The sequence below is a fragment of the Arthrobacter sp. BG3 genome (genome assembly GCF_056680185.1).
The window spans coordinates 1649055-1675639 of sequence record NZ_CM155270.1 but is presented as its reverse complement, the minus strand read 5'-3'; the positions used below and the strand labels follow the sequence as shown (position 1 = coordinate 1675639).

The following is a 26585-nucleotide window of genomic DNA, read 5'->3' as shown; positions in this document are numbered from 1 at the left end:
TCCCGCGGGTGCTGCGGGACCCTCTCAGGGCTGGAAACGGTAGCCGATGCCGGCCTCGGTGATCAGGTGCCGCGGAGTGGCCGCCTCCGGTTCCAGCTTGCGGCGGAGCTGCGCCATGTACACGCGGAGGTAGTTGGTCTCCTTCGCGTATGCCGGACCCCACACCTCGGACAGGAGCTGCTGCTGGGTGACGAGCTTCTCCGGATTCCGGACCAGCACCTCCAGCATTTTCCATTCAGTTGGTGTGAGCCGGATGTCCTGGCCGTCGCGGGTGACACGGTGTTTTCCGAGATCCACGGTGAAGGCATCCGTCATGATGGCCGCCGGCTGGTCGGTGTCCGCGCTGCGGCGCAGCAGGGCGCGCAGCCGGGCAAGGAGTTCCTCCAGCCCGAACGGCTTGGTGAGATAGTCGTCGGCCCCGGCGTCGAGGGCATCCACCTTGTCCTGTGAACCGTGGCGTGCGGACAACACGAGAACGGGAACACGGCTCCAGACCCGGAGCTTCCGGATCACGGCGGCCCCGTCCATGTCGGGGAGCCCCAGGTCCAGGATCACGAGGCCCGGCGGGTGCTGCTGGGCGGCGAGCAGCGCCGAGCGCCCGTCAGCCGCCGTGGCAACGTCGTAGCCGTGGGCCTGCAGCGTGATCCGCAGCGCCCGGAGCAGGTAACCGTCGTCGTCGACCACCAGGACGGAGGTCATACCGCGTCCGTCCCGGAGGAAAGGATCGGTGGTGCATGGTGGCGCCCGACGACGGCCGACTGCGGCTGCAGCGGGGCCTGGACCGGCTCCGCCTGGAACGGTGCGCCGGCGGAGAGCGGGAGGCTGATCACCATGGTGAGTCCGCCGCCCGGCGTCGCCTCGGCTGTCAGCCTGCCGCCCATCGCCTCGGTGAATCCCTTGGCGACAGCGAGGCCGAGGCCCACCCCGGTTGCTTGCGTGGCATCATCCAGGCGCTGGAAGGGGCGGAACATGTCCACGACCCGATTCGCCGGGACCCCCGTTCCGTGGTCGATGATGCGCAGCTCCCCGGCCGGGAGGCCATTCACGCTGACAGCCCCGAGACCGCCCGCGGAGCCGGTAATCACAATGTCGGATCCGGGGGCGTACTTGACGGCGTTCTCCACGATGTTCGCGATGACACGCTCGAGCATGCCCTCGTCCGCCTCGACCTCTGCCATGTTGGCAGGGAGCTCAACGCGCACCCGGCCCGGAGCGATCCCGTGCAGTCCGCCGGGAATGACCTCGTACCAGCGCACCGCGCGCAACAGCGGCTTGATCGAATCGGACGTGATCCGGGACATGTCCAGCAAGTTTCCCACCAGCACCTCCAGCCGGTCCGAGCAGTCCTCGATGGTCGCCAGCAACTCCTGCTCCTCTTCCCGGGTGTAGCGGACGCCCTCCTGCCGAAGGGCTCCGACCGCGAGCTTGATTCCGGCCAGCGGAGTGCGGAGATCGTGGGAGACGGCGCGGAGGATCGAAGTCCGCATCGTGTTGCCTTCAGCGAGTTTCAGGACCTCGGACCGGCTGGCCTGCAGTTGCTGACGTTCCAGCTGGGCCATCAAATGGACACCAAAGGCCCCGAGCAGCCGCCTGTCGCTGGCCGGCAGCACCCGGCCGGTCAGGACCAGGCAGGTGGCGGCGTCGATCCATTCGACGTTGTCACCCGGGATGTCCGCCCTGCCGGGACCGCCCCCGCCCCCGGCGCCGTCACCGAGGGCCGGAACGTCGCCGGCACTGGCGATCAGCTGCCAGCCCCCGCCCGGATGGCCCGCGGCCCCAGCGCCGTCACCCGCCAAGCCGCCGTCGTCGTCAGCCCGGCTCAAAAGGGCCGCGCCCCGGACCTGGAAGACTTCCAGCGCTTGTTCCAGCAAACCGACAAGGGTGTCCTCCGAACCAGCAGCCCCGCGCGAGAGGTCCGCGAGGGTGGCTGCCTCCGCACTTGCGAGAGCCGCTTCCTTGGAACGCCGCGCGGAGAGGTCCACCACGGTGGCGACTGCGGCGGACACGCCGACAAACACCAGGAGGGCCAGCGCGTTCTCCGCATCGCTGATGGTCAGGTTGCCCACCGGCGCAGTGGAGAAGTAGTTCACCAGCAGGCTGCTCCAGAGCGCCGCGAGCATCGCGGGCCACAGTCCACCGACCAGGGCCACGGCAACGGATCCGGTGAGCTGGACCAGGACGGTGGTGGCCAGGCTCCTTTCCGGGATCACCGCCAGCAGAAGCTCCAGCAGGGCAGGAAGGCAGACGGCCATCACAAACCCGGTCGTCACGCGGACACGGCCCAGGTCCCGCCGCCGTGGCACCCCCGGGCCTGTGCGCTCAGCCGGCCGGGACACGATGTGGACATCGATGGCGCCGGCTCCGCGGACCACTCTGGCCCCGGTGCGCCTGCCACGGAGGCCTGCCAGCAGTGCGGACACGCCGCCGCGCCGTGGCATTCCGATGACGACCTGGGTGGCGTTGACGCTCCGGGCGAAGTCCAACAGCGCGGCGGCCGGATCGTCGCCGGCCACAACGTGGTAACTGCCGCCCAGGTCCTGGACCAGGCGGCGCTGCGACTCCAGCACCTGCGGCGATTCTGCGGCCACCTTGTCCGCTGCACGCACGTGCACCGCCAGGAGGTCGCCGCTGTTGACCCGGTTGAGGATGCGTGCCCCGCGGCGGATCAGGATCTCGCCCTCCGGGCCGCCGGGCAACCCGACGACAACCCGTTCCCGGGCGGGCCAGCTGGTTTCGATCCCTTTTCCCGCCCGATAGCTTGCGAGCCCCTCATCGACCCGGTCCGCCAGCCACAGCAGGGCCAGCTCGCGCAGGGCCGCCAGGTTGCCCGGACGGTAGTAGCCTGCGAGCGCAGCATCGATCCTGTCAGCGGCGACGATCTTGCCGTCCGCCAGGCGCTGCCGCAGGAGCTCCGGGGAGATGTCCACCAGCTGGATCTGGCCGGCCCGCCGGACGATCTCATCAGGCACGGTCTCCGCCGGCCGGTCCTCGGTGATGGTGCTGACGACGTCGCTGAGGGAAGCAAGATTCTGGACGTCCAGGGTGGAAAGAACGTTGATGCCGGCATCCAGCAGTTCGTCAACGTCCTGCCACCGGTGGGCGTTCCGGCTGCCCGGCGGATTGGTGTGGGCATACTCATCCACCAATGCAGTGGCGGGCCCGCGGCGGATCACTGCGTCCAGATCCAGCTCTTCGAGATGGAGCTCCCGGTAAGGGACGCGCGCGGCCGGGATGAGCTCGAGCCCTGCCAGCAGGGCACGTGTGTCGCGGCGGCCGCGGTCCCGGGCGAACGCGACGACGACGTCCTCGCCGCCATCGCGCAGCCGGTGTCCTTCCCGGAGCATCGTGTAGGTCTTGCCGACACCGGGCGCAGACCCCAGAAAAATGCGCAGCGTTCCACGTGCCATGGAGCCATTCTTGCATTCACGTCCGTTTCGCGGAGGGCCGCGCCGCGTCAGGGATTCGTCAAGATCCCCGCCGGGGCTGGGAGGCCGCGGCCGGCCGCTGCTAGCTTCACAACTGGGAACCGTGCGGCGCCCGCACCAGCAGGCCGCGCCGTGAGGGAAGGAAGACATGACCACGCTGAGCAGGCCGCCGGCAGACCCGTCGGCTCCGCGGCCACGGGCCAAGGCGACGATGGGGAACTGGCTGTTGTTCGGGCTGCAGGACAGCAAGGGCAGCCACCAGGGCCCGGGCGGAATGCCCACGGCCCACGAGAAAAAACACTCCTGGTGGCAGGTGATGTGCCTGACCGGCGTCGACTATTTCTCCACGCTGGGCTACCAGCCGGCGATCGCCGCGCTCGCCGCGGGCGTGATCTCGCCGCTGGCGACCCTCGTGCTCATTCTCATCACGCTGTTCGGCGCACTGCCCGTCTACCGGCGCGTGGCCGGCGAGAGCCACCGGGGCGAGGGCTCCATCGCGATGCTCGAGCGGCTCATGCCGCGTTGGGGCGGGAAGCTGTTCGTCCTGGTCCTGCTGGGCTTCGCCGCAACGGACTTCATGATCACCATGACACTTTCGGCTGCGGACGCCACGGCGCACCTGATCCAGAATCCGATAGCCCCGGGCTGGCTGCAGGGACAAAACGTGTTGATCACGCTCATCCTCCTGGCGCTGCTGGGTGCCGTTTTCCTCCGCGGTTTCAAGGAGGCCATCGGTGTCGCCGTCGTCCTCGTCGCCGTCTATCTGGGACTGAACCTGGTGGTGTTGGCCGCTTCGGTCTTTGAAGTCTTCACCCACCCCCTGGCCGTGGACAACTGGTGGCAGGCGATCTCCACCTCGCACGGAAACCCGCTGCTGGCTGTCGGCTTTGCCCTGCTCGTCTTCCCCAAGCTGGCACTGGGCCTGTCCGGGTTCGAGACGGGGGTGGCCGTCATGCCGCAGATCCGGGGGCACGACAGCGACACCGAGGACAATCCGGCCGGCCGCATCGCGGGCGCCCGCAGGCTCCTGACCACCGCTGCCGTAATTATGAGCAGCTTCCTGATCGTCAGCAGCTTCACGACTGTGGTGCTCATCCCGGAGCAGGAATTCCAGCCTGGCGGCCAGGCGAACGGGCGGGCGCTGGCGTTCCTGGCCCACGAACACCTCGGAGTGGGGTTCGGCACCGTCTATGACATCAGCACCATCGCGATCCTCTGGTTCGCCGGGGCCTCCGCCATGGCCGGGCTGCTGAACCTGGTGCCCCGCTACCTGCCCCGCTACGGCATGGCCCCCGGCTGGGCACGGGCCGTCCGGCCGCTGGTGCTCGTCTTCACCCTGGTCGGCTTCCTGATCACCTGGCTCTTCAACGCCGACGTCGACGCGCAGGGCGGTGCCTACGCCACCGGTGTGCTGGTGCTGATGACGTCGGCGGCGGTGGCCGTGACGCTCTCGGCCCGACGTCAGCGTCAGCGCAAACGCACGCTCGGCTTCGGCGTCATCGCCGTCGTGTTCATCTACACCACCGTGGCGAACGTCATCGAACGGCCCGAAGGCATCCGGATCGCTTCGGTCTTCATTTTGGGGATCATCGTGATTTCGCTGCTGTCGCGGGTCCGGCGCTCGTTTGAGCTGCACGCCACCCACGTCCACCTGGACCGTGCGGCGCTGGAATTCATGTCCGATGAGCTGGAGGGGCCCATCCGGATCATCGCCCATGAGCCGCTCCGGATGAGCGCAGAGGCCTACCGGCAGAAACTGGAGTCCGCCACGGAAGTCAGCCACTTGCCGCTGGACTACCGCGCCCTTTTCCTTGAGGTGATCGTGGACGACTCCTCCGACTTCGAGACGGAGCTCGCCGTCCGCGGGATCACCCGGCACGGCTACCGGATCCTGGAAGTCCATGGACCAGTGGTTCCGAACACGATCGCCTCGGTCCTGCTGCACATCCGCGACGTGACCGGCCTGATGCCGCACATCTATTTCCGCTGGACCGAGGGGAATCCGGTCAGCAACCTCCTGCGGTTCCTGGCTTTCGGCGAGGGCGAGATCGCTCCCGTGACCCGCGAGGTACTGCGCGAAGCCGAACCGGACGTCACCAAACGGCCCTGGGTGCACGTCGGCTGACGGCGGCGCAAGGCAAATGGCAGCCCCAACAACAAACGCCCCTCCCGAGGAAAAACCTCGAGCGGGGCGTCTGTGGTCTTAGGGAAAGCATGGCGGCCGGCTGGCCGGTGCTGCTATCCGGAGTACTTAGAGCGGGCGGATGTTCTCGGCCTGCGGGCCCTTCGGGCCCTGGGTGACGTCGAACTCGACCTTCTGGTTCTCGTCCAGCGAGCGGTAGCCGCTGCTGGCGATTGCCGAGTAGTGGGCGAAAACGTCGGCTGACCCGTCATCCGGGGCAATGAAGCCAAAACCCTTTTCGGCGTTGAACCATTTAACTGTGCCTGTAGCCATGCCATATCCTTCTGAAATGCTGCTGATCTCCGGCGGCCCGGAGGCCAACGGCTGCGGAGACATTCGTCCGCTGTTGCCCAACCTACGGGGCCGGGGGCCGCGGTGCAAGAGGCCAACGGGGGCATTTCGTCCCGTCCCCGGACTATAGTCGGGGCAACATGACAACAATCTCGGTCGTTATCCCTACCCGGAACGACGCTGACATGCTCGCGGGCTGCCTCGCCGCCCTTGCCCGGCAGACCCGTCCGGCTGATGAAATCGTCGTTATTGACAACGCCAGCACGGACAGCACCGCGGAGGTATGCGCCGCCGCGGGCGTGCGGCGGATCGCCGTCGAACTCCCGGGCATCGCTGCGTCCACGGCGTTTGGCTTCGATCAGGCACGCTTCGAGCTGCTCGCCCGGCTGGACACGGACTCGGTTCCGCCCACCGACTGGCTCGAACGCGTTGCAGCCATCCTCGAGAAGGCAGGTCCGCTGTCCGCAGTGTCCGGTCCCGGCGATTTCTATGGGGAAACCCGGTTTGCCCGGTGGGTGGGCACGAGCGTCTACATTCCAGGGTATTTCTGGGCCATCGGCTGGCTGCTGGGGCATCCTCCGCTGTTTGGCTCGAATTTCGCCCTGCGTTCGGACGTGTGGGAGCGCATCCGCGGCTCCGTCCATCGCGGCCTACCGCCGGTCCACGATGATCTGGACATTTCCTACCAGATCCCGCCCGAAGTGACGGTGATCGCGGATCCCTCGCTGCGGGTGCAGGTCTCAGCGCGGCCGCTGGCGGACTGGCACTCTGTCGGGAGCCGGCTGGCGATGGCGTGGACCACCTTTGCCATCGAGTTCAAGGAGGAGGGCCCGTTCCGGCGGCGCCGCCGCCGGCGCCAGTGGGAACGTGACCACCCGCGTCAGACGGCTCCGTAGAGCGCGATCAGGTCCCGGCTCATCTGGTGCGGCGAGGTCTCACTCGGGCTGTGTCCGCCGCGGTAGACCGCGATGCGCGCGCCGATCGACTGCGCGAAGCAGCGGTGGAGCGCCAGCGGCCACAGGTCGTGTTCGCCGACGGCGACGAACTTCGGCAGCGACGCCGCGGCCAGTGCCGCCCGCAGATCGGGCGCGTGCTGCATCAGCCCGAAGATGTCGCTCACGGAGCTCCGGCGGGTGAACCGGAACCGGTATTTCACAAACCGTATCCGGTTGGGCGGCACGTGCACGACGTTGACCCGGATGCCCCAGATCATCAGTGCCGCGCCGACCCGTGGGCTGGCCCAGCCGCTGAACCGGCCGATGCGCTGCACGCCGCTGAAGCTCTGGCCGGGCTCGGGCGGGCAGCTGAGCAGCGTCAGGCTCCGGAACTTTTCCGGACGCCGGGAGAAGGCCAGCTGGGCGACGATCGCGGCAAAGGAATACCCGACGACGTGTGCGGGACCTTCTTCGGCGTCGAGCATGGCGAGCAGGTCGTTGGTGAACAGGTCGTAGTCGTAGTGGGCGCGCGGGGGCACCAGGTTTTCGGGGCCCGCCGCAGCCGACTCGTACTGGCCGGCGATGTCGTAGCTCAGGACGTAGTACCCGGCAGCGGCGAGCTCGGGAAGCATCAGGACAAAATCTTCCTTGGATCCGGTGGCCCCGGGGACCAGGAGCACCCGCGGGTTTCCCGGCGTGCCCATGGAAACGGTGGCGAGTGTTCCGCTGGGGGCGTCGAAGCTGCCACGGACAGCGCCGGCGGGGAGGGCGGCCCAGTCCACGTCGCCCAGGGCGGCATCGCGGCGGGCGGCTTCATCAACCAGCGCCGATCCGAACCCCTCAGGTTCCGGACTGTTCTGTGCGTTGCTGCCAGCAGACACCATGGACTAAACATAGCCCGGTGCGGCTGCGCGTGGGGCGGATCCGGCAGGAGTGGCGGCGCTTGGGCCGCCGGCGCCTAGGCCACTTTGCGCACGAAAGCGTGCAGCCGGCGGTACACTTCCTGCGATTCCGGGTAGCGGAAGTCCTGCTGCCAGGTGTGTTCGGTGTTGGAACTTTCCCAGTCGTAGATGAGGCTGTCCACGGGGACGGAATGTTCGCGCAACCGGGCGATGAAGTTCAGGTTGGCGGCGTAGAAGAAGTCCCGTTCCGAGGTGGTTACAAAGACCGGCGGGAAGCGGGCATCCAGCCATTCGATCGGGGAGAGGAAGCCCGCACCCTTGCGGAGCGCCTCCAACCTGGCCCCGCCAAGGCCGCGGCTCCGGCCGCCGGAACGGAGGGCGGGCAGCAGCATGCGGATGAAGTTCAGGCTCAGCACGAAGCCCTTTTCGAAGAAAACGGAGAAGTCCACCACGCTGCAGTGCTGGACCAGGCCCTTGAAATCGGAGGCAGGCACAGCCGGTGTCAGGCCATGGTGCCGCGCCAGTTCAGGCCGGAAGCTGGCCGCGGTCAGGAGGGCCGCGATCTGGCCGCCGGCGGAGTCGCCGCCGAGCACGATCCGCGATCCGTCGCCGCCATAGCCGGCGATGTTCTGCCGGACCCAGGCCAGAGCGGCGTTGGCGTCCGCCAGGACGTGGGCCATCTGGAACCGCGGTGCCTTCCGGTAGTTCACGTTGACCACCACCATGCCGCCTTCGGCCTGGCTCGCGCAGTATTTGGTCAGCGAGGCTTTGTCCCCGGACGTCCAGCCGCCGCCGTGGAAGTACACGTAGACCGGCAATCCGCCCGGCACGGTGTCGCCGGCTGCGTCGCCGGCCGCTGCGGCGCCGGGCGCCGCGGTGCCGCCGGGACGGGACGGCGTAATGACGTCGAGGCGGTGCCCCCTGATGCCGTCGCCGACGAAATCGATGTCACGGAAGTATTCGACGCCGGTAATCGGGTCGACGTTGAAGCGGGCGTTCTCACTGGCCTTCACCGAGTGCATCAGCAGCCGCCAGGTCCACACCGGAACCCGCCGCAGGACGTTCCTCGCCTTGCGGGCCGGTGCGAACGTGCCGCCGGACGGCTGCGGCTGGCGCCGGGTCAGCTGAAACGGCGACGGATGGTGCGTTGGCTGGTGGGCCGGTGTGGTCATGGTCCCATTCTATCTGGCACAACTGTGCTACAGCTGTGAGGCCAGCCTGCCCTGCCTCGATCGACGCGCCTGCTGCGGCACGGTTTGCGGGGACTACGGCGTCACGGGATTACGGCTCCTCGCGGATGGTGCCGGCCGCGCCGTCCACCGTGACCGTCTGCCCGGTCCGCAGCCGTGTCGTGGCGTCCGGGACGCCGACGACGGCGGGGATGCCGTACTCGCGGGCCACCACGGCCCCGTGGGATATCACCCCGCCCATTTCCATGACCAGGGCCCCGGCGGTCAGGAACAGCGGGGTCCAGCCGGGGTCCGTCGAGGGGGCCACCAGGATGTCGCCGGGTTCCAGATGGGCGCCCACCGGGTCCATGATCACTCTGACCCGTCCGGTGGCGGTCCCGGCCGAGGCAGGTGTTCCGGCAAGGGCGCCGGAGACGGGCTGTTTCGCCATCATCGCGGCTTCGACGTCGGTGCCGTCGGACAGCAGCAGCCGGGGGATGCGCCGCCGTCGCAGTTCAACGTCGTACAGCCGGCGTCGGTCCGCGACGATGCCGTGCAGATCCGCCCCGCGCAGGCCGACCCGGAGTTCGTCGAAGTCGAGGAAGAACACGTCGCCGGCGGCGGCGATGGTGCCGGCCGAGGCCATGTCCGCGCCGATCCGCAGCAGTTGCCGGTGCATTTCGGCGAGCACCAGCACAATGTAGAACTTGGGCAGCTCGCGCATTCCCGCCAGTTGCCGCACGCGGCGCAGGCTGAGTTCCAGCGCCCGGGCGCGCCTGGGGCTCCGGGCCCGTGTCCGGTCCACCAGGCTGCGGATCCTGTCCTCCGCGTGCTCGGCTGCGCGGGCAAACTGCCGGTCTGGGGCCTGCTCCGGATCCTCGACGCGGAGGTAGTTGGAGATCATGCCGAGGATGTGGTCGGGCTTCTCGGACCAGCGGGGCATGCCGAGGTCTATTTCCGCGACGGCGCGGTGGCCGTAGCGGGCGAGGAAGCCGCGCACCCCGACCTGGGCCTGCGGCGGCAGTTTTCCGGCCAGATAGGCGGCGGACAACTCCTCGGGAGGCTTCGTCAGGAACTCCCCCTGCGACACCGGGTCGTCCCCGATGGACACGGCAAGCCGCCAGAGTTCCAGGTCCATTTCAGTCGTGATGTTGTGGGGGAGGCCGCGCAGGACAGCCTCCAGCTCCCGGGGCGCCGCGATGCCGCGGAGCAGCCTGCGGGCCACGGCCAGCATGACGTAGCCAAGGGACGGCCCGGGCAGGGTGGCCTGGATCAGGCCGCCGATCGTCCGGTCCAGGATCGCCCGGGTGTAATCGAGCCGCTGGACCGCGCTGGCGGGTTCGGCGAGCGAGAGCCCGGCTTCGAGCTGTTTCCCGTACTTCTTCGCCCGGCGCAGCTCGGCGGCGGGACGGAATGCGGGACGGAGCATGGCGGGAATGAGCCGCAGCATGAGGACGACGATGTCCGTTTGTTCCGTGTCGCCAGTGCGCCGGGGCGGTTGCGGGAGCCTGCGCCGGGCAGCGGCTTTGCGGAGGGACTCCCGGAAGGAGTGCTCGATGAGGCTGAACCTGGGGTCCTCAAGCAATGCCGGCATCACGGCACCGGACCTGCCGTCCGCCAGGGGGAGCACCCGCAGCAGGTAGGCGCGGCCGTACTTGTTGCGGGCCACCGCCGTCAGGTCCACGTACATCCGCAAGCCGGGATTGACGTACCGCCAGGGCCCCTTGCTGTTCCGCATCACCTCGAGGACGGCCAGGCCCATCGGGGTGATGGGCCGGGTCAGCCCCTGGAACAGGGTGCCGCAGAGGTACACCCGGGTCGGGGCCGCGGCGCCGGCTGCGGCGTCTTCAGGCGCGGGCTCCGGCAGCGGATACAGCGTGGTGATCGGGCGCGACTGCGTCAGCCAAAGCTTGCCGCCGGTGTCGATCGCCCATTCGATATCCTGCGGCGCCCCTAGCAGGCGCTGGACGCTGTCTCCCAGCGCGGTGAGTTCCTGCAGCTGGGCATCGCCCAGGCCAAGGTCCAGGCCAGGGGCCTTTCCGGGTTCCTTGCCTCCCGGGGTCCGCGACGTGACCCGACCTGATGCTGTCTCCAGCACGAACTGGTCCGGGTTGACGGCTCCCGAAACGACGGCCTGGCCCGAGCCCGGGCCCGCGTTGATGACCGTCTCCGTCCGGGTCCCGGTGACGGGGTTGGCCGTGAACAGCACCCCTGCGGTGGCGGCGTCGGCCATGGCCTGGACGACGACGGCGAGCCCGACGTCGCGGTTGCTGATCCCGTTGGCGGACCGGTACGCCACCGCCCGGTCGCTCCAGAGGGACGCCCAGCAGCGCCGGACCGCCTCCACCACGGCGTCGGCGCCGACGACGTCGAGGTAGGAGTCCTGCTGGCCGGCGAAACTGGCGAAGGGCAGGTCCTCCGCCGTGGCCGAGGAACGGACCGCCACCGGCAGAGCGCCGCCCATGGCCCCGTAGGCGGTTCGGACGGCGGCATCCACCGCGGACGGGATCGGAGATTCCCCGATCAACGCCCGGGCCCGCCCGGCAGCAATGCCGAGGGCCGACCTGTCTTTTTCCGTCCCTTTCCCGGTCCCGGATCCAATCGCGTCGAGCTCGGCCGCGAGGGCATCAAGCCCAGGCGGAGCCGCCAGTTCATAGGCGACAGTGGTCAGGCAAAACCCTGAGGGGACCGGCAGCCCGGCCGCCACGAGTTTGCCAAGGTTCAGGGCCTTTCCCCCCACGAGCCGCAACGGAGCCGCTCCGGCCCCGCCGAGGTCCAGGACGAGAGGTTCAACGGCGGAATGGTGCGCCGGCGGGGTGTCAGGGACGGAATCCACGGCCCGCTCCTACGGAAGGTCCGCTGGACTGCCGTTGTCCTCCCACATCACGTCCAGGTTGCGGAACACCGGCGGCCCGTCGCAGAGGGCCGCCATCTGCGCGGCGAAATCGGAGGTCTCGGGCCGCACGGAGTTCTCCATGGCCGAATCGTAGGAATCGAATTCGACCAGGGTGAGATACGTTCCGGGGCGGTCGCGGTCCGCGGTGGCAAGGATCCGGCGGAAGGTGGGCGCCGTGGATCCTTCGGTCCGGGAGGGCCGGCCCAGGGCTTCAATTTCCTCGATGCGGGAGGTCTGGAATTCGATAATCTGCACAAACCTTGCCATGACGACTCCTCGACGGCGGCGGATGCTGATGCTGATGCGCTTCACGCTAGACCCAGCGCATGTGCAGTACAAGAGCCCGGAAGCGGGCACGCGCACGAGCCCGCGCGGGAGGCCGGGAACGAGGCGGCCCGGCGCCCGGGGACGAGGCGGCCCGGCGCCCGGGGACGAGGCGGCCCGCGGCCCGGGCACCCGCCCGCGGCGCCGCCGTCGGACGCCCTCCTAGGGGGTCAGCAGGACCTTGATGGCGCGCCGTTCATCCATTGCGCGGTAGGCCTCCGCGGCTTCCTCCAGCGGCATCACAACGTCGAAGACGCGGCCCGGATTGATCGTGCCGGCGAGGACGTCCGCCAGCAGTTCCGGGATGTAGGTCCGTGCCGGGGCCATGCCGCCGCCAATGGAAATGTTCGTGTCGAAGAGGTAGCGCAGCGGGACCTCGCCGCCGCCGGTGGGGACGCCGACAAAGCCCAGCGCCCCGCCCGGACGGGTGCTGTGCAGCGCCTGTTCCATCGACTCCTTGGTCCCGACACACTCGAGGACGGAATCGGCGAGCACTCCGCCGAGGAGTTCGCGGACCTTGGCGACGCCGTCGTCCCCGCGCTCCTCCACGATGTCGGTGGCCCCGAACTCGCGGGCGATCGCCTGCCGGTCGGCGTGGCGGGACATCGCGATGATCCGTTCCGCACCGAGCCGCCTGGCGGCCAGCACCCCGCAGAGCCCGACGGCGCCGTCGCCCACCACCACGACGGTCCGGCCCGGGCCGGCCTTCGCGGCGAGGGCCGCGTGGTGGCCGGTCGCCATGACGTCGGAGAGTGTGAGCAGGCTCTTCAGGAGGGCTTCGTCCGGTTCCGTGATCCCGGGAACCTTGACGAGGGTGGAGTCGGCGAGCGGGACGCGGACCGCCTGGCCCTGGCCGCCGTCGACGGCGTGGCCCGTGTCGTCCTTGCCGCCCCAGCCGGCCAGGTGCTCGCAGGCCACAGTGACGCCGTTGAGGCACTGGGGGCAGGCGCCGCAGCTGATCACGAACGGCGCGATCACCAGGTCTCCGACCGCCAGGCTGGTGATCCCGGAGCCGACACTCTCCACGGTGCCGATGAACTCGTGACCAATCGCGGTGGGTTTGTGGATGGGCCGCACACCGCGGTAGGGCCACAGGTCCGACCCGCAGACGCACGAGGCGGTGACTTTGACGACGACGTCGGTGGGCAACTGGACGGTGGGGTAGTCGCGGTCCTCGACCCGGATGTCACCGGGGGCGTGGATGATGGTGGCGCGCATGGAGGCTCCTCGGGTTGCAGGCTGGGCTGGGACCGAGTTTAGTCCTCCGCTTCCGATCACCACCCTGATCTACGGTTTGGCCCTTGTGCTTGCCGCCGTTCCTGCCCTTGTATTGATCGCCAGGGGCACCAGCATGACACCCATCAACCCGGCCGCCGCATCGCCGGCAGCCTCCTGAAAGGAATTGACATGACCTACACGCTCCCCGCCAACATCGCGGAACGGCCCATTACCGTCATCGGCGGCGGAACCCTGGGCCGGCGCATCGCCTTGATGCTTTCACTCCAAGGCGCCGAAGTGCGCGTCTACGACACGGACATCACGGTGGCCAAAGCCGCGATCGAGTACATCGCCACGCAGCGCCACCGCGCCGTGGAAGAGCTCGGCGGTAACCCGGCGGTCCGTCTTGCGGCGAGCGACAATCTCGTCGACGCCCTCCGGGATTCGTGGCTCGTGGTCGAGGCGGTCCCCGAAAAGCTTGGCCTCAAGCAGGCAATTTTCGCTGACCTTGACCAGCTGGCGGCCCCGGACGCCGTGCTGGCCAGCAACTCTTCGTCGTTCGCCTCCTCGGAATTCATTGGCGGAGTGAACAGCCCGGAGCGTGTCCTGAACATGCACTTCTACATGCCGCCGGACGTGCGTTCGGTAGAGCTGATGTCCAGCGGCCAGACCGACCCGCAGCTCATCGAGCTGCTCATGGCCGAGCTGCCGAAGTACGCGCTGGTCCCGCACCGGGTGCGCAAGCAGAGCACCGGCTTCATCTTCAACCGGATCTGGGCAGCGATCAAGCGCGAATCGCTCCTGGTCGTGGCCGAGGGCGTGGCCGAACCGCGCGACGTGGACGCCTTGTTCGCCGACGTCTTCAAATCCGAAACCACTCCCTTCCGTTTCATGGACGAGGTGGGACTGGACGTGGTCCTGGACCTTGAGAACCACTACTGCGAACTGGCCGGGGTGGAAAACAAATCGGCACCGATGCTGGAGGAATACATCGCGAACGGCTGGCTGGGCGTTAAAAGCGGCCGTGGCTTCTACAACGACTACGCCTGAGCCCCACACCCCCGCCCCGCCCCCACTGCCAACGCGGGGTCAGATACGGCCCATTAAGCCCCCCGGCATGGGCGGTATCTGACCCCGCGTTGGTTCCTGTGGTTCTTCTAGACGGCTTCGAGGACGCTGACGTAGTTGGCGATCCCGACGCCGCCCATGTTCTGCACCGCAGCCCGGCGCGGGTTGGCCAGTTGCATGCCGCCGGCGGTGCCGGTGAGCTGCATCGCGGCGATGACGTGCTGCGAGACGCCGGTGGCGCCCACGGGGTGGCCCTTGGCCTTGAGGCCGCCGGAGACGTTGATGGGCAGCTTGCCGTCCTTGAAGACCCAGCCTTCCTCGACAGCGCGGGCGCCCTGGCCCGGTTCGGTCAGCCCCATGGCCTCGTACATCAGCAGCTCGGCGATGGTGAAGCAGTCGTGCACCTCTGCGAAGTCCAGCTCATCGAGCCCGACGCCGGCCATCCCCAGCGCGCGCTGCCAGGAGGCGCGCGTCGCGGTGAAGGCGGTGGGGTCCCGGCGCGCGGCGGGGAAGAAGTCGTTGGCCTGGCCGAAACCGGCGAGCCGGACGGGCGCGGTGGCCCCGCCGGTCGGGGCGAGGCTCAGCACGACGGCGGCGGCGCCGTCGGACACGGGCGAGCAGTCGGTGCGGCGCAGCGGGTCCGCGACCATCGGGTTCTTGTCCGAGACGGTCCGGCAGAACTCCTCGCCGAGGTCCTTGCGGAGCTGGGCGTAGGGGTTGTCGACGCCGTTGCGGTGGTTCTTCGCGGCGATGGTGCCCAGCACGTCCGAAACCGGTCCGTAGCGCTTCTCGTAGTGCTTGGCCACCTCCGCAAAAAGCCCTGTGAAGCCGGTGCTGGAGGCCTTGCCGGCCATGTCGTAGTCCGCGCCGAGCAGGGCGGCCCCGACGACGTCGGCCCCGGCCTGGGTCATCTTTTCGGCGCCGATCACGAGTACGGTCCTCGCGGTTCCGGCCAGCAGCGACTTGGTGCCCTGCTGGAACGCGGCGGACCCGGAGGCGCAGGCGTTCTCGACCCGGGTGGACGGGACGTTGGCCAGTTGCTCCGAGACCTGCAGGGCCAGCGAGGACGGGAACGCCAGCGGCATCATGCCGGAGTTGAACTGGCCGAGGTAGATTTCGTCAATCTGGCCCGGCTCGATCCCGGCGTTGCCGATCGCTTCCGTGGCGACCTGGACGATAAGGGATTCCAGGGTCTCGTCCGTGAGTTTGCCGAAGCGGCTGTGGCCCCAGCCGGTCAGCAGGACGTCTTTGCCGAACTGTTCGCGCAGGCTCATGCCGTGGCTCCTTCAAGGGTGGGGGTGGTGTTGAGGGTCGGGGCGACGTCGAAGCGGGCTTCGGTTTTCCTGCGGAGTTCCTCCACGGTGACGCCGGGGGCAAGGCGGGTCAGCGTGAGCTGCCGGGCGCCCCCTGTTTTTTGGTCCACCTTCACCAGGTCAAACACCGCGAGGTCGCTGATGATGCGGTCAACACAGCTCAGCCCGGTCAGCGGCAGGGTGCATTCCGTGACGATCTTGGCGGTGCCGTCCTTGGCGTTGTGTTCGGTGAGCACCACGACGCGCGGGGTGCCGGCGACGAGGTCCATGGCGCCGCCCATGCCCTTGACCATTTTGCCGGGGATGGTCCAGTTGGCGAGGTCGCCGTTCCCGGACACCTGCATGGCGCCCAGGATGGCGACCTTGACGTGCCCGCCGCGGATCATGCCGAAGGAGGCGGCGGAGTCGAAGATGCTGCCGCCGGGGAGGACCGTGACGGTCTGCTTGCCGGCGTTGATGAGGTCGGCGTCCTCCTCGCCCTCGTAGGGGAACGGCCCCATGCCGAGCAGGCCGTTCTCGCTCTGCAGGACGACGCGGACGCCGTCGCGCAGGTTGTTGGCGACCAGCGTGGGGATGCCGATGCCAAGGTTGACGTAGTCGCCGTCGTTGAGTTCTTCGGCCGCGATGGCGGCCATTTCATTCCGGGTCCAAGCCATGATGTGTCTCCTGAAGAAAGTAGGGGCGGCGCTCAGGCCGGAACGGGTGCGGTTTCCGCGGCTGCGGCTTCGGCGCGGGGGCGGACCGTCCGCTGCTCGATGTCCTTGACCCTTGCGCTGGCCTGCACGAGGCGCTGGACGAAGACGCCGGGGGTGACGATGTGGTGCGGGTCCAGCTGGCCGGGCTCCACGATCACTTCGGCTTCGGCCACCGTCACTGCGCCGGCCGTTGCCACGACGGGGTTGAAGTTCTGGGCGGTGTAACGGTAGATCAGGTTGCCGTCGGTATCGGCGGTGTGCGCGTGCACCAGGGCGACGTCGGCCTTGATGGCCCGTTCCTGGACGAAAGTCTCGCCGTCGAACTCGGCCAGCGGCTTGCCTTCGGCGACAAGGGTCCCGACGCCGGTCTTGGTGTAGAACGCCGGGATGCCGGCGCCGCCGGCGCGGAGGCGCTCGGCGAGGGTGCCCTGCGGGGTGAACTCCACCTCCAGTTTGCCGGCCAGGTACTGCTCGGCGAAGAGCTTGTTCTCGCCCACATAGGAGGCGATGACCTTGCGGACCTGTCCGGCTTCGATCAGGATGCCAAGGCCCTTGCCGTCCACGCCCATGTTGTTGGACACCACGGTGAGGTCTTTGACGCCGGAATCGCGCACCGCCTCGATCAGGTCAGCCGGGATGCCGCTGAGGCCAAAGCCTCCGACGGCGAGCGTCATGCCGTCCCGCAGGACGTCCTGCAGCGCGGCGGCCGCTCCGGATTTCAACTTCGACATCGGATCTCCTCATTGAGCTCTTGACGCAATCCACTTTGTGGACTGTTCCTCTGCTGTTGGAGCCTACGGTGCCGAAATGGCGGCTGTCAATGGATGATTCCGGCCCCAAGGGTGCCGTTTTTACAGTGTGGACGGTACGCTTGTGCATGTCCACAATGTGGATGGTTTGGGTGGATCTAACGCAAAGTCGAGGGATATATGACTTCAACACCGGTCCAGGGAGCGCAGGTTGTCAGCCGCGTCGCGTCCCTGCTGCGCATTGTCGGACGGAAGCCGGAAGGTTCTCCTCTGGTGGAACTCGTCAGGGAGTCCGGGCTCACCCGCCCCACAGTGCACCGGCTGCTTTCCTCGCTGGCCTCGGAGGGCCTGCTGGACCAGGACCCGCAGAGCAGCAACTGGGTGCTGGGCCCGGAGATCCTGCTGATGGGCTCGGTGGCCTCAGCCCGCTTTCCGCTCGAGGACATCGCCCGGCCCAGTCTCCGCCGGCTCGCCGAAGAGACCGGCGAAAGTGCCTTCTTCTCCATCCGCCGCGGCGCCGAGACGGTGTGCCTGCTCCGGGAGGAGGGCAGCTTCCCGGTGCGGTCCTTCGTGCTGCACGAGGGGGTCCGCTTCCCGCTCGGGGTTGCATCCGCCGGCACCGCCATCATGGCGTTCCTGCCCGAGGCGGAGCAGGAGGAGCTGCTCGCCGGGTGGGCTGCGCATGCGCGCGATTTCGCGGCCGCGCACACCGAGGCCCTGGTCCGGGAGAACCTGGCGAAGACGCGCCAGGCCGGCTACTCGGTCAATCCCGGGCTGGTGCTGGAGGGCAGTTGGGGGATGGGTGCGGCGGTCTTTGACCAGCGCGGCCGCCCCGCGTGGGCGTTGTCGCTGACGGGAATTGAGCCGCGCTTCAAGGGAGAACGGCAGGAGTTGCTGGGCCGCCTCCTGATGGAGGAAGCCCACCGGATCTCCGCCCTGCTGCAGGGGACGGCGGGGGCCGTGTAGCGGGCGTCGCTTCGCAGGCGCCGTCTATCTGGTGCCGTTCAGTTGGTGCCGGGGCCCAAGGTGCTGCGGGCTGCCGCGCGGGGCGAGTTCCGGCGTCGTGGTTCACCGGCTGCTGCCGCCGCCGCGGGGCACTTTGGTACGGACACGCCGGGCTTTGGTGCGGAACGGTCCAACCAGCGCTCAAAGTGCCCCCGGGCGGCGGGCATCCTGGCGCCGGCTACTTCCACCAGGTGTCGAAGATGGTGACCGGGACGGTGCGCTTGTGCCGGGTGCGGAGGTATTTCTGTTCGATCAGCTCGGCTGCGGCCACGGGGATGTCGTGGCCTTCGAGGTAGTCATCGATCGTGTCGTAGCTCAGGCCCAGTTCGTCCTCGTCGGTGCGGCCGGGCTGGCCGTCGAGGAGGTCGGCTGTGGGGACTTTTTCCCAGATCCGGGCCGGGGCGCCGAGTTCGGCGAGCAGGGCACGGTTCTGGCGCTTGTCCAGTCCGAACAGCGGCAGAATGTCGGCGCCGCCGTCGCCGTACTTGGTGAAGAATCCGGTGACTGATTCCGCGCCGTGGTCCGTTCCGATGACGAGGTAGTTGTGCTCGCCGGCGAGGGCGTACTGCGCGATCATGCGGGTGCGGGCCTTGGTGTTGCCCTTGTGGAAGTCGGAGATCCCGTTGCCGACGGTCTTCTCGAATTCGTCCTCGAAGCCGTCCACTGCGGCGGAGATGTTGAACGTCCACTCGGTCTTGGCCCGGATGAAGTCCAGGGCGGCCTGGGCGTCGTCCTCGTCGTGCTGCACGCCGTAGGGCAGGCGGACGGCGACGAAGTTTGCGTCCACACCTTCGGCTGCCAGCTCTTCGACGGCAAGCTGGGCAAGCCGACCCGCGAGGGAGGAGTCCAGCCCGCCGGAAATCCCCAGGACGAAGCCCTTGGTGTGGGTCGCCTTGAGGTAGTCCTTAAGGAACGTGACGCGTTTGCGTACCTCCCCGGCGGGGTCGATCCGGGGCTGCACGCCCATTTCTTCAATGATTTTCGCCTGGAGTTCGCGCATGCTTCACAGCCTAGTCAGCAGTGTCAACCGGGCTCAACTGTGTCCCACGGTCTGACGCTGCGGATCTCGGCCCGCGCGGCGCAAGAATGCCTCGCGCTGCGCGAATACCGGCGCGCCGGATATTTGGCGCCGCGCGTGCGTTGAAGCGCCGCGAGGGCCTGAAGTGGGCCGCGCGTGTTGATGCGCCGCCCGAGCAGAAGCCGCCGCGGACGCGCGAATCCGCCGCGAAATCCCCTCCCGCGGCACCCCGGGCAGGCGTAGCGTATGGCCATGGAGAAGACCGGATGCGTGGTGGTCGGCGGCGGGCCGGCCGGAATGATGCTGGGACTGCTGCTGGCCCGGGCCGGGGTGGACGTGACAGTGCTGGAGAAGCACGCGGACTTTTTCCGGGACTTCCGCGGCGACACGGTCCACGCCTCGACCATCAGGCTGATCGATGAACTGGGCCTCGGTGAGGAATTCCGTCGGCTGCCGCAGAGCCGGCTGAGCAACGTCGCCTTCCCGGTTCCGGGTGGGCCGCCGGTGACGGTGGGCAACTTTGATACGCTCCCGCCGCCCTACAACTACGTTGCCATGATGCCGCAATGGGACTTCCTAAATTTCCTGGCCGACGCCGCCGCGACCGAACCGTCATTTACCCTGCGGATGAATCACAAGGCCACGGCGCTGGTCCGCAACGGCGGCCGGGTGACAGGCGTCCGCTACCGGACCGCGGCGGGCGCCGACGGCGAGCTCCGGGCGGATCTGGTGGTTGCGACGGACGGACGGCATTCCACCCTGCGCGCCGCGGCCGGGCTGCCCCCGAAGGATTACCCGGTGCCGTTCGATGTCTGGTGGTTCCGCCTGCCGCGCCACGCCTCCGAGTCGGGCGCCGTGGCGGGAATCGTTCCCGCGTTCGGCCGGGGTGAGGCCCTGGTGGCGCTCAACCGCACAGACTATTACCAGATGGGGTACCTCGCACCGAAGGGCACGGACGCCCGGATCCAGTCCGAGGGCGTCGAGGGCTTCCGACGCCGGATCGCGGCGCTCCGCCCGGACCTCGCCGACCGGGTAGACGCCATCGCTTCGCTGGAGGAGCTGCATTGGCTCGACGTGCGGCTGGACCGGCTCCGCCAATGGCACATCAACGGGTTGCTCTGCATCGGCGACGCCGCGCATGCCATGTCCCCGGCGGGCGGGGTCGGTATCAACCTCGCCATCCAGGACGCCGTGGCCGCCGCGGATATCCTGGCTCCGGCTCTTCTCCGCGGACGGGTGCCACGCACCGAGCTGGCCAAGGTCCAGCGGCGGCGGCAGCGGCCCACAGCGATCGTCCAGGCGGTGCAAGGGATCCTGCACCGCCTGGTGTTCGGGCCGATCATGACCGGGCAACGGTCCGGGGCGCCCGCAGTCCTGCTGTTCCTGGGCCGGCGCATCCCGGCCATCGGCAGGGTGATGCCGCGCTTCATCGCCTTCGGGCCGCGGCCGGAGCACGCGCCCGCCTTCGCGCGGCGGGCCCAGCAGCACTCATAGGCCGGGCGCACCCGCGCGCCGCCGGCTAGGCCGGGCGCACCCGCGCGCCGCCGGCTAGGCCGGGCGCACCCGCGCGCCGCCGGCTAGCCGGGCACAGTCGCGGCGCCGCTCGTTCACCGTCGGGCGCCCTGGGCGCCCCGGGGCTCAGCCGTGGGCTGCCAGGTAGCCGATCAGCCCTTTCACCGTGGACACCGCGGGGTAGTCCCGCTCCGGGATGTCGACGCCGGTGGCCGCGTCGATGGTTTCGACCAGCCGGAGGAAATCCAGCGAATCGAGTTCGAGGTCCTGCCGCAGCCGGGCGTCCTCGTCCACCTCGGCCAGGTCCACGTCCGGTGCCACCTTCCCGATCGCAGCCTGCACGGCCGCCCGGGCATCCTGTTCGTTCATGGTTCCTCCCGTTTCACGTTCCCGTCACGATCCCGCCCGGTTCACAGTTCGTCCGGCTTTTGCAGCAGCTCGTCGATCCGGGTCAGGTAGCGGCCGCCGCGCAGTCCGTCGCTGACCCGGTGGTCTGCGGAGAGGGTCGCGGTCACGGCCGGCCGCACGCCCAGCATCCCGTGCTGCGCCCACGGCTGTTCCGTCACCCGGCCGAAGCCGACCATCGCGACCTGCGGGGGATAGATGACACCAAAGACGCTCTCCACGCCCAGGTCCCCGAGATTGGTCACCGTGATGGTGGGATCCGCCATTTCGGCGCGCTGCAGCCGCCCGGCCCGGGCACGGCTGACGAGGTCACGGAGCTGCTCCATCAGCACGTCCACGGCCAGGGTGTCCGCGTCATGGATGGCGGGGGCCACGAGGCCGCCCTGGCGCAGGGCGACGGCGACGCCGAGGTGCACCGACGCGCTGGGCCGGAAGCCGCCGTCGTCGTCGTAAAAACCGTTGACCTCCGGCACTTCCTTGGCCGCAAGCGCCGCGGCCTTGAGCAGGAGGGCGGAAGGCACCAGCCGGGAGGCCACTGGCCGCTGCGCGTTGACGGACTGCATCCAGTCGACGGCGGCACGCAGGTCCAAAGTGGTGCTGAGGTAGTAGTGCGGGATGGTCTTTTTCGAGCGTGACATCAGGGTGCCGATGGCGCGGCGCAGGCTGGTGACGCGCTCCCTTGCTTCCGCGGTCTTCCCCGCTGCCGGAGCTGCCGGAGCTGCCGTTAGTTCCGCCGGAGCCGTTTCTTCCCCCGGGGGAGCCGGTGCTTCCCACCGGGTCGACGGTTCCGCGGTCGTCCCCGCGGCCGGCACTGCCGGAGCGGCTGTTTCCGCCGGGACGCCGCCGCCGGGCACCGCAGCTTCCGGGGGACGTGCGGCCGCGGCGTGCTGCACGTCCGCCACGGTGACAGCGCCCTCCGGTCCGGTGCCGCTGACAACGGAAAGATCGAGGCCGAGCTCGGCGGCGAGCCTCCGCGCCCGGGGGGAGGAGCGCACCCGCCCCGCGGACGGGGTGGCGGCAACGGCATGCTCCACATCCGCCCGTGTGATGGCGCCGCCCTTGCCGGTGCCGTGGATCCTGGCGGTATCGACGCCCAGCCGGTGTGCCAGGTGCCGCACCGGAGGGGCGATTGGCGGGGCCTCCTTGGCGGTGGTCCCCGCGGTGGTCCCCGCGGTGGTCCCCGCGGTGGCCCCCGCTGTGGCGGCCCCCAAAGCGGCGGCCTTGGGGAGCGGGGCTGCGGGTGCCTCATGGCGGGGAGCGCCGACCTCGGCAGGGGTCTGGGTGATCCGGGCCAGCGGGGTTCCGATCGGCACCGTTTCGCCGAGGTCCACTAGCAGTTCGGCGACTACCCCCTCCTGGAAGGACTCCACGTCCATGACGGTCTTGTCCGTATCCACCACCGCCACGAGGTCGCCGCGGCGGACGTAGTCGCCGGGCTTGACCAGCCACTCGACGATCTTTCCATGTTCCATGTCCGCCCCGAGGGAGGGCATCAGGAAGTCACCCACCGTCGCTGACCGCCTGCCTGGCCGCCGCAACGATCCGGTCCACCGACGGCAGCGCCGCAAGCTCCAGGTGCTTCGCGTAGGGGATCGGCACTTCGGCGCTGCAGACCCGGCCCACCGGGGCATCCAGGTCATAGAACGCGTTCTCGGTGATCCGGGCGCTGATTTCCGCGGAGATGCTTCCGCTGCGCCACCCTTCGTCCACGACGACGGCGCGGTGGGTCCTGCGGACGGAGGCGAGGATGGCGGCCTCGTCGAGTGGGCGGAGGGTGCGCAGGTCCAGCACCTCGGCGTCGATGCCCTCGGCCGCGAGCTGCTCGGCGGCGTCGAGCACGGCGGGAAGCGTTCCGCCGTAGGTGATCAGGGTGATGTCGGTGCCGGTCCGCCGGATCGCGGCGGTGTCAATGTCCACCGGGCCGGCATCGTCGTCGAGCTCCCCGGTCACGTTGTAGAGCGAGCCGTGTTCGAAGATCAGCACCGGATCCGGGTCCTCCAGCGCGGTCCACAGCATGCCGCGGGCGTCGGCCAGCGTGGCGGGGGCGAGGATGCGCAGGCCGGGGATGTGGGCGAACCACCCCTCCAGGCTGTGCGAGTGCTGGGCGCCGAGCTGGCGCCCGGCGCCCGTGGTCATCCGGATCACGATCGGGACGTTGAATTGTCCGCCGGACATGTGCAGCAGGCTCGCCGCGTTGTTTACGATCTGGTCAAGGGCCAGCAGGCTGAAATTGACGGTCATGATCTCCACGATGGGGCGCATTCCGGCCAGGGCCGCACCGATTCCGGCCCCCACGAAACCGGACTCCGAAAGTGGAGTGTCGCGGATGCGTTCCGGGCCGAACTCCTCCAGCAGCCCCAGGCTCACAGCGAAGGACCCGCCGTAGGAGCCCACGTCCTCGCCCATCAGGAAGACCCGTTCGTCGCGGAGCATGGCGTCGCGGATCCCGGCACGGAGCGCCTCGCGGTAGCTGGATTTCATGGCCCGCTCCGCCCGCTCTCAGCGCCTGCTCTGTTGTCCCCGGCGCGCTCGCTGTAGACGAAACGGGTGAGGTCCTCCAGTGGTTCGGGCGTCCCGGCCTCGGCGAAGTCGACGGCGGCGGCTACCTCGGCGTCGGCGTCGGACTGCAGTTGTTCCCACTGCTGGGCGGTGAGCTGGCCGGCGGCCTCCATCGCGGCGCGCAGCAGGTTGATGGGGTCACGCTCCAGCCAGCGGGCAACCTCGGCTTTGTCACGGTACCGTTCCGGGTCGAACATCGAGTGGGCCCGGAAACGGTAGGTGCGCAACTCCAGGAAATGCGGTCCGCCGCCGGCACGGACTGCCTCGACGGCATGGCGGGCGGCGTCCTCGACGGCGACGACGTCCATGCCGTCCACGGCCCACGCCGCGATCTCGTAACCCGCGGCCTTGAGCGCGATGTCCGTCTGGGATTCCGAGCGGCCCAGCGCGGTCCCCATGGCGTAAAGGTTGTTTTCGCAGCAGAACAGCACGGGCAGCTGCCAGAGCGCGGCGAGATTGAGGCTCTCGTGGAATTCACCCTCCGCGACGGCGCCCTCGCCGAAGAAGCACACGGTGACGCGGGCGCGCCCGGACATCTTGTCCGCAAGCGCCATGCCGACGGCGAGCGGCAGGCCGCCGGCGACGATCGCGTTGCCCCCGTAGAAGCGGGTGGCGGCGTCGAACAGGTGCATGGAGCCGCCCCGGCCCCGGCAGCAGCCCTCGACGTGGCCATACATCTCGGCCAGGATCGCCCCGGCGGGAACCCCGCGGAGCAGGGCGTGGCCGTGTTCCCGGTAGGTGGCCAGGACGGCGTCCTCCGGGGCGAGGGTTTCCAGGACGCCGGCCGCCACCGCTTCCTCCCCGATGTAGACATGCAGGAAGCCGCGGATTTTGGCGGCGCTGTACAGCTCGACGCACTTTTCCTCCAGCCGCCGGACGCGCAGCATCTGCAGCAGCAGGTGGCGGCCGTGGGCCGGGTCCAGGGTCCGGGCCGGCGGGTCGAGCGGCCCGGTCATGGCTGCACCTCCGGCCGCTGTCCGGCCGCTTCCGGGGCCCCTGGAAGGGAAGCCCCCGGTTCCGGCGGCCCAGGTTCCGCCGCCCCCGGAGGCGTCTCGATCGTGGAGGTGTCGCCCTCCGGCAGGCCGAGCTCGCGGGCCTTGAGCAGCCGCCGCAGGATCTTGCCGCTGCGTGTCCGGGGCAGGGCCGTGGTGAAGTCCAGCAGCCGGGGCGCCACCGCCGGGCCGAGCCGCTTGCGGGCGAATCCGATGATTTCCAGCTGCAGCTCCTCGGAGGGCTCCCAGCCCGGACGCAGTTCCACGAAGGCCTTGACCACCTCGCCGGCCACCGGGTCCGGGACCCCGATCACCCCGGCTTCGGCCACGGCCTCGTGTTCCATCAGGGAGCTCTCCACTTCGAACGGGCCGATCAGGTGCCCCGAGGACTTGATGACGTCGTCGCCGCGGCCGACGAACCAGTAGTACCCGTCGGCGTCGCGCCTGGCCAGGTCGCCGGTGAGGTACCAGCCGCCCACGAAGCAACGCCGGTAGCGCTCCTCCTCATGCAGGTAGCCGCGGAACATGGAGGGCCAGCCCGGCCGCAGGGCCAGCTCGCCGACTGCGTCCGGCTCCGTCACCAGGACCGCCTCGCCGTCGCGGACGATCGGCTTGTCCTGGGCGTCACGGGCCACGATGCCCGCCTGGACACCGGGGAGCGGCCGGCCCATCGAGCCGGGGCGGATCTCGGTGGCCGCGTAGTTGGAGATCATGATGCCGCCGGTTTCGGTCTGCCACCAGTTGTCATGCACGGGCTGGCCGAATGCCTGCTGGCCCCAGACGACGACCTCCGGGTTGAGCGGCTCGCCGACGCTGGCGACGAACCGCAGGGCGGAGAGGTCGTGGCCCTGGGCGCGGTCCGCCCCGGCCTTCATCAGCATCCGCAGCGCTGTCGGGGCGGTGTACCAGACCGTGACGTGCTGTTCGGCCAGGATCCGGTACCAGCGGTCCGCGTCCATCTCCTCCTCGTCCACGATCGTCGTGACCCCGTGGGTCAACGGCGCGATCACGCCATAGGAGGTTCCGGTGACCCAGCCGGGGTCGGCCGTGCACCAGTAGATGTCGTCCGGGTGCAGGTCCAGGGCGGAGGTGCCGGTCGCGTGGTGGGCCGTGACGGCGTCGTGCACGTGGATGGCGCCCTTCGGGGTTCCGGTGGTGCCGGACGTGAAGTGCAGCAGGGCCATGTCCTCCGCCTGCGTCGCGGCGATTTCGGCCTCCGCCGGTGCGGCGCGCATCAGAGCGGCGAGGTCCAGTGTCCCCGGGTCCGGGTGGCCGTCGGCGTCGGTCAGCAGGACGTGCTGGAGCTCCGGGAGCGAGCCGCGGAGCTGTGCGATCTTCCTGCGGTAGAGGGCCCGGGTAGTGACCAGGGCGCGGCCGGAACCCAGCTGCAGCCGCTGCCGCACGGGCTCGGGGCCGAAGGCCGAGAAGAGCGGGCAGAACACGCTCGCGTTCTTGAGGGTGCCGAGCACCGCGATGTAGAGCGCCGGGCCGCGGCCGGTGAGCGAGAAGACCCGCTCGCCGCGGCCGATGCCGAGGCTGCGGAGCACCCCGGCGAAGCGGTTGGTTTGTTCTGCCAGTTCGGCGAAAGTCAACGAGTGGCTGCTGCCGTCGGCCCGGATGAACCGCAGCGCCTCGTGGCCGGCGTGCCCCCCGGCGGCGTGCCGGTCCACCGCCTCATAGGCGATGTTGACGCCGCGGCCCCCGGGCAGCCCGGACAGCCCGTGGCGGGCTTCGTCCCAGGAAAAGCCCGCACACGCCGCGTCATAGTCCACCAGGTTCGGCCGGACCCGGAAGCTGCCGACGTCCTTGGGGATGGTGGGCCAGCGGGTCGATGGTTCCGTTCCTGCCGTCATGGTTCCATCGGACTCCCGCCCGGCTGGGGTGCCTAGAGGACAAAGGCCCGACGGGTACGTCCCGGCGGTCTCCG

22 protein-coding genes are annotated in these 26585 nt (G+C 69.2%); 5 read left to right on the top strand and 17 right to left on the bottom strand.

Translation table 11 applies throughout. From position 1 onward, the window contains the following. Nucleotides 1–24: 24 nt before the first annotated feature. Both AC1MFL_RS07360 and AC1MFL_RS07355 read right to left on the bottom strand, forming a co-directional pair. On the bottom strand, nucleotides 25–699 hold the full coding sequence (locus AC1MFL_RS07360; protein WP_479814413.1) for a response regulator: 675 nt from the start codon (nucleotides 697–699) through the stop codon (nucleotides 25–27). After that, on the bottom strand, nucleotides 696–3407 hold the full coding sequence (locus AC1MFL_RS07355; protein WP_479814411.1) for an ATP-binding protein: 2712 nt from the start codon (nucleotides 3405–3407) through the stop codon (nucleotides 696–698). Before AC1MFL_RS07355 ends, AC1MFL_RS07360 begins: the two co-directional genes overlap by 4 nt. Before the next feature lie 166 nt (nucleotides 3408–3573). On the opposite strand from AC1MFL_RS07355, the gene AC1MFL_RS07350 reads away from it, so the two are divergent. Next, nucleotides 3574–5550, top strand: coding sequence for an APC family permease (locus AC1MFL_RS07350; protein WP_479814410.1), 1977 nt, complete (start codon nucleotides 3574–3576; stop codon nucleotides 5548–5550). A gap of 126 nt (nucleotides 5551–5676) precedes the next feature. Here the strand turns inward: AC1MFL_RS07350 and AC1MFL_RS07345 are convergent, their stop codons facing one another. After that, nucleotides 5677–5880 (bottom strand): cold-shock protein, encoded by a 204-nt coding sequence (locus tag AC1MFL_RS07345; RefSeq protein WP_013599688.1) that lies wholly within the window; start codon nucleotides 5878–5880, stop codon nucleotides 5677–5679. 158 nt (nucleotides 5881–6038) lie between these two features. Between AC1MFL_RS07345 and AC1MFL_RS07340 the strand changes: the two genes are divergently transcribed. Continuing rightward, nucleotides 6039–6794, top strand: coding sequence for a glycosyltransferase family 2 protein (locus tag AC1MFL_RS07340; protein ID WP_479814408.1), 756 nt, complete (start codon nucleotides 6039–6041; stop codon nucleotides 6792–6794). Here AC1MFL_RS07340 and AC1MFL_RS07335 read toward each other — a convergent pair. The 5 genes from AC1MFL_RS07335 to AC1MFL_RS07315 form a co-directional block, all read right to left on the bottom strand. Further along, on the bottom strand, nucleotides 6779–7717 hold the full coding sequence (locus AC1MFL_RS07335; RefSeq protein ID WP_479814406.1) for an alpha/beta fold hydrolase: 939 nt from the start codon (nucleotides 7715–7717) through the stop codon (nucleotides 6779–6781). The two genes, AC1MFL_RS07340 and AC1MFL_RS07335, sit on opposite strands and share 16 nt — an antisense overlap. Nucleotides 7718–7791: 74 nt before the next feature. Then, on the bottom strand, nucleotides 7792–8907 hold the full coding sequence (locus AC1MFL_RS07330; protein WP_479814404.1) for an alpha/beta hydrolase: 1116 nt from the start codon (nucleotides 8905–8907) through the stop codon (nucleotides 7792–7794). 109 nt (nucleotides 8908–9016) lie between these two features. Next, nucleotides 9017–11740, bottom strand: a complete 2724-nt coding sequence (locus AC1MFL_RS07325) for a PEP/pyruvate-binding domain-containing protein (protein ID WP_479814402.1) — start codon at nucleotides 11738–11740, stop codon at nucleotides 9017–9019. A 9-nt stretch (nucleotides 11741–11749) separates the two neighbouring features. Next, the gene (locus AC1MFL_RS07320) at nucleotides 11750–12067 is read right to left on the bottom strand and encodes a hypothetical protein (RefSeq protein ID WP_479814401.1); all 318 of its coding nucleotides are present in this window, start codon (nucleotides 12065–12067) and stop codon (nucleotides 11750–11752) included. A gap of 219 nt (nucleotides 12068–12286) precedes the next feature. Next, the gene (locus AC1MFL_RS07315) at nucleotides 12287–13342 is read right to left on the bottom strand and encodes a zinc-dependent alcohol dehydrogenase family protein (RefSeq protein WP_479814399.1); all 1056 of its coding nucleotides are present in this window, start codon (nucleotides 13340–13342) and stop codon (nucleotides 12287–12289) included. 189 nt (nucleotides 13343–13531) lie between these two features. Between AC1MFL_RS07315 and AC1MFL_RS07310 the strand changes: the two genes are divergently transcribed. Further along, a complete protein-coding gene (locus AC1MFL_RS07310; RefSeq protein ID WP_479814397.1) occupies nucleotides 13532–14392 on the top strand; it encodes a 3-hydroxyacyl-CoA dehydrogenase family protein in 861 nt (286 codons plus the stop codon). Nucleotides 14393–14499: 107 nt separating this feature from the next. Here AC1MFL_RS07310 and AC1MFL_RS07305 read toward each other — a convergent pair whose 3' ends face one another. From AC1MFL_RS07305 to AC1MFL_RS07295, 3 genes are read right to left on the bottom strand one after another with little or no spacing between them, the layout of a single operon-like run. Continuing rightward, nucleotides 14500–15684 carry an acetyl-CoA acetyltransferase gene (locus AC1MFL_RS07305; protein ID WP_479814395.1) on the bottom strand — a complete coding sequence of 395 codons (1185 nt, stop codon included), beginning with the start codon at nucleotides 15682–15684 and terminating at the stop codon, nucleotides 14500–14502. Continuing rightward, nucleotides 15681–16379, bottom strand: a complete 699-nt coding sequence (locus AC1MFL_RS07300) for a CoA transferase subunit B (protein WP_479814393.1) — start codon at nucleotides 16377–16379, stop codon at nucleotides 15681–15683. The genes AC1MFL_RS07305 and AC1MFL_RS07300 overlap by 4 nt, the downstream gene beginning before the upstream one ends. A gap of 32 nt (nucleotides 16380–16411) precedes the next feature. After that, the gene (locus AC1MFL_RS07295; protein WP_479814391.1) at nucleotides 16412–17149 is read right to left on the bottom strand and encodes a CoA transferase subunit A; all 738 of its coding nucleotides are present in this window, start codon (nucleotides 17147–17149) and stop codon (nucleotides 16412–16414) included. A gap of 198 nt (nucleotides 17150–17347) precedes the next feature. Here AC1MFL_RS07295 and AC1MFL_RS07290 point away from each other — a divergent pair, with 198 nt between their 5' ends. Continuing rightward, nucleotides 17348–18133 carry an IclR family transcriptional regulator gene (locus AC1MFL_RS07290; protein WP_479814389.1) on the top strand — a complete coding sequence of 262 codons (786 nt, stop codon included), beginning with the start codon at nucleotides 17348–17350 and terminating at the stop codon, nucleotides 18131–18133. A gap of 217 nt (nucleotides 18134–18350) precedes the next feature. Here the strand turns inward: AC1MFL_RS07290 and nadE are convergent, their stop codons facing one another. Further along, nucleotides 18351–19172, bottom strand: a complete 822-nt coding sequence (nadE, locus tag AC1MFL_RS07285; protein ID WP_479814387.1) for an ammonia-dependent NAD(+) synthetase — start codon at nucleotides 19170–19172, stop codon at nucleotides 18351–18353. A 270-nt stretch (nucleotides 19173–19442) separates the two neighbouring features. Between nadE and AC1MFL_RS07280 the strand changes: the two genes are divergently transcribed. Beyond that, nucleotides 19443–20684: an FAD-dependent oxidoreductase gene (locus AC1MFL_RS07280; protein WP_479814385.1), complete on the top strand. Its 1242-nt coding sequence runs from the start codon at nucleotides 19443–19445 to the stop codon at nucleotides 20682–20684. A gap of 144 nt (nucleotides 20685–20828) precedes the next feature. On the opposite strand, the gene AC1MFL_RS07275 is transcribed toward AC1MFL_RS07280, so the two are convergent. From AC1MFL_RS07275 to acsA, 5 genes are read right to left on the bottom strand one after another with little or no spacing between them, the layout of a single operon-like run. Further along, a complete protein-coding gene (locus AC1MFL_RS07275) occupies nucleotides 20829–21071 on the bottom strand; it encodes an acyl carrier protein (RefSeq protein ID WP_479814383.1) in 243 nt (80 codons plus the stop codon). Between the two features lie 41 nt (nucleotides 21072–21112). Further along, entirely contained in the window at nucleotides 21113–22615 is a 1503-nt protein-coding gene (locus AC1MFL_RS07270) for a dihydrolipoamide acetyltransferase family protein (RefSeq protein ID WP_479814381.1), read from the bottom strand. Continuing rightward, a complete protein-coding gene (locus tag AC1MFL_RS07265) occupies nucleotides 22608–23588 on the bottom strand; it encodes an alpha-ketoacid dehydrogenase subunit beta (RefSeq protein ID WP_479814380.1) in 981 nt (326 codons plus the stop codon). The genes AC1MFL_RS07270 and AC1MFL_RS07265 overlap by 8 nt, the downstream gene beginning before the upstream one ends. After that, nucleotides 23585–24622, bottom strand: a complete 1038-nt coding sequence (gene pdhA / locus AC1MFL_RS07260) for a pyruvate dehydrogenase (acetyl-transferring) E1 component subunit alpha (RefSeq protein WP_479814378.1) — start codon at nucleotides 24620–24622, stop codon at nucleotides 23585–23587. Before pdhA ends, AC1MFL_RS07265 begins: the two co-directional genes overlap by 4 nt. Continuing rightward, nucleotides 24619–26511, bottom strand: coding sequence for an acetate--CoA ligase (acsA, locus tag AC1MFL_RS07255; RefSeq protein ID WP_479814376.1), 1893 nt, complete (start codon nucleotides 26509–26511; stop codon nucleotides 24619–24621). The genes pdhA and acsA overlap by 4 nt, the downstream gene beginning before the upstream one ends. Nucleotides 26512–26585: the final 74 nt, after the last annotated feature.

What these genes read in the sequence shown, in the direction of transcription:
- AC1MFL_RS07360 (WP_479814413.1), bottom strand. Translation starts at nt 699, where the DNA reads ATGACCTCCGTCCTGGTGGTCGACGACGACGGTTACCTGCTCCGGGCG.
- AC1MFL_RS07355 (WP_479814411.1), bottom strand. Translation starts at nt 3,407, where the DNA reads ATGGCACGTGGAACGCTGCGCATTTTTCTGGGGTCTGCGCCCGGTGTC.
- AC1MFL_RS07350 (WP_479814410.1), top strand. Translation starts at nt 3,574, where the DNA reads ATGACCACGCTGAGCAGGCCGCCGGCAGACCCGTCGGCTCCGCGGCCA.
- AC1MFL_RS07345 (WP_013599688.1), bottom strand. Translation starts at nt 5,880, where the DNA reads ATGGCTACAGGCACAGTTAAATGGTTCAACGCCGAAAAGGGTTTTGGC.
- AC1MFL_RS07340 (WP_479814408.1), top strand. Translation starts at nt 6,039, where the DNA reads ATGACAACAATCTCGGTCGTTATCCCTACCCGGAACGACGCTGACATG.
- AC1MFL_RS07335 (WP_479814406.1), bottom strand. Translation starts at nt 7,717, where the DNA reads ATGGTGTCTGCTGGCAGCAACGCACAGAACAGTCCGGAACCTGAGGGG.
- AC1MFL_RS07330 (WP_479814404.1), bottom strand. Translation starts at nt 8,907, where the DNA reads ATGACCACACCGGCCCACCAGCCAACGCACCATCCGTCGCCGTTTCAG.
- AC1MFL_RS07320 (WP_479814401.1), bottom strand. Translation starts at nt 12,067, where the DNA reads ATGGCAAGGTTTGTGCAGATTATCGAATTCCAGACCTCCCGCATCGAG.
- AC1MFL_RS07315 (WP_479814399.1), bottom strand. Translation starts at nt 13,342, where the DNA reads ATGCGCGCCACCATCATCCACGCCCCCGGTGACATCCGGGTCGAGGAC.
- AC1MFL_RS07310 (WP_479814397.1), top strand. Translation starts at nt 13,532, where the DNA reads ATGACCTACACGCTCCCCGCCAACATCGCGGAACGGCCCATTACCGTC.
- AC1MFL_RS07305 (WP_479814395.1), bottom strand. Translation starts at nt 15,684, where the DNA reads ATGAGCCTGCGCGAACAGTTCGGCAAAGACGTCCTGCTGACCGGCTGG.
- AC1MFL_RS07300 (WP_479814393.1), bottom strand. Translation starts at nt 16,379, where the DNA reads ATGGCTTGGACCCGGAATGAAATGGCCGCCATCGCGGCCGAAGAACTC.
- AC1MFL_RS07295 (WP_479814391.1), bottom strand. Translation starts at nt 17,149, where the DNA reads ATGTCGAAGTTGAAATCCGGAGCGGCCGCCGCGCTGCAGGACGTCCTG.
- AC1MFL_RS07290 (WP_479814389.1), top strand. Translation starts at nt 17,348, where the DNA reads ATGACTTCAACACCGGTCCAGGGAGCGCAGGTTGTCAGCCGCGTCGCG.
- nadE (WP_479814387.1), bottom strand. Translation starts at nt 19,172, where the DNA reads ATGCGCGAACTCCAGGCGAAAATCATTGAAGAAATGGGCGTGCAGCCC.
- AC1MFL_RS07280 (WP_479814385.1), top strand. Translation starts at nt 19,443, where the DNA reads ATGGAGAAGACCGGATGCGTGGTGGTCGGCGGCGGGCCGGCCGGAATG.
- AC1MFL_RS07275 (WP_479814383.1), bottom strand. Translation starts at nt 21,071, where the DNA reads ATGAACGAACAGGATGCCCGGGCGGCCGTGCAGGCTGCGATCGGGAAG.
- AC1MFL_RS07265 (WP_479814380.1), bottom strand. Translation starts at nt 23,588, where the DNA reads ATGAAATCCAGCTACCGCGAGGCGCTCCGTGCCGGGATCCGCGACGCC.
- pdhA (WP_479814378.1), bottom strand. Translation starts at nt 24,622, where the DNA reads ATGACCGGGCCGCTCGACCCGCCGGCCCGGACCCTGGACCCGGCCCAC.
- acsA (WP_479814376.1), bottom strand. Translation starts at nt 26,511, where the DNA reads ATGACGGCAGGAACGGAACCATCGACCCGCTGGCCCACCATCCCCAAG.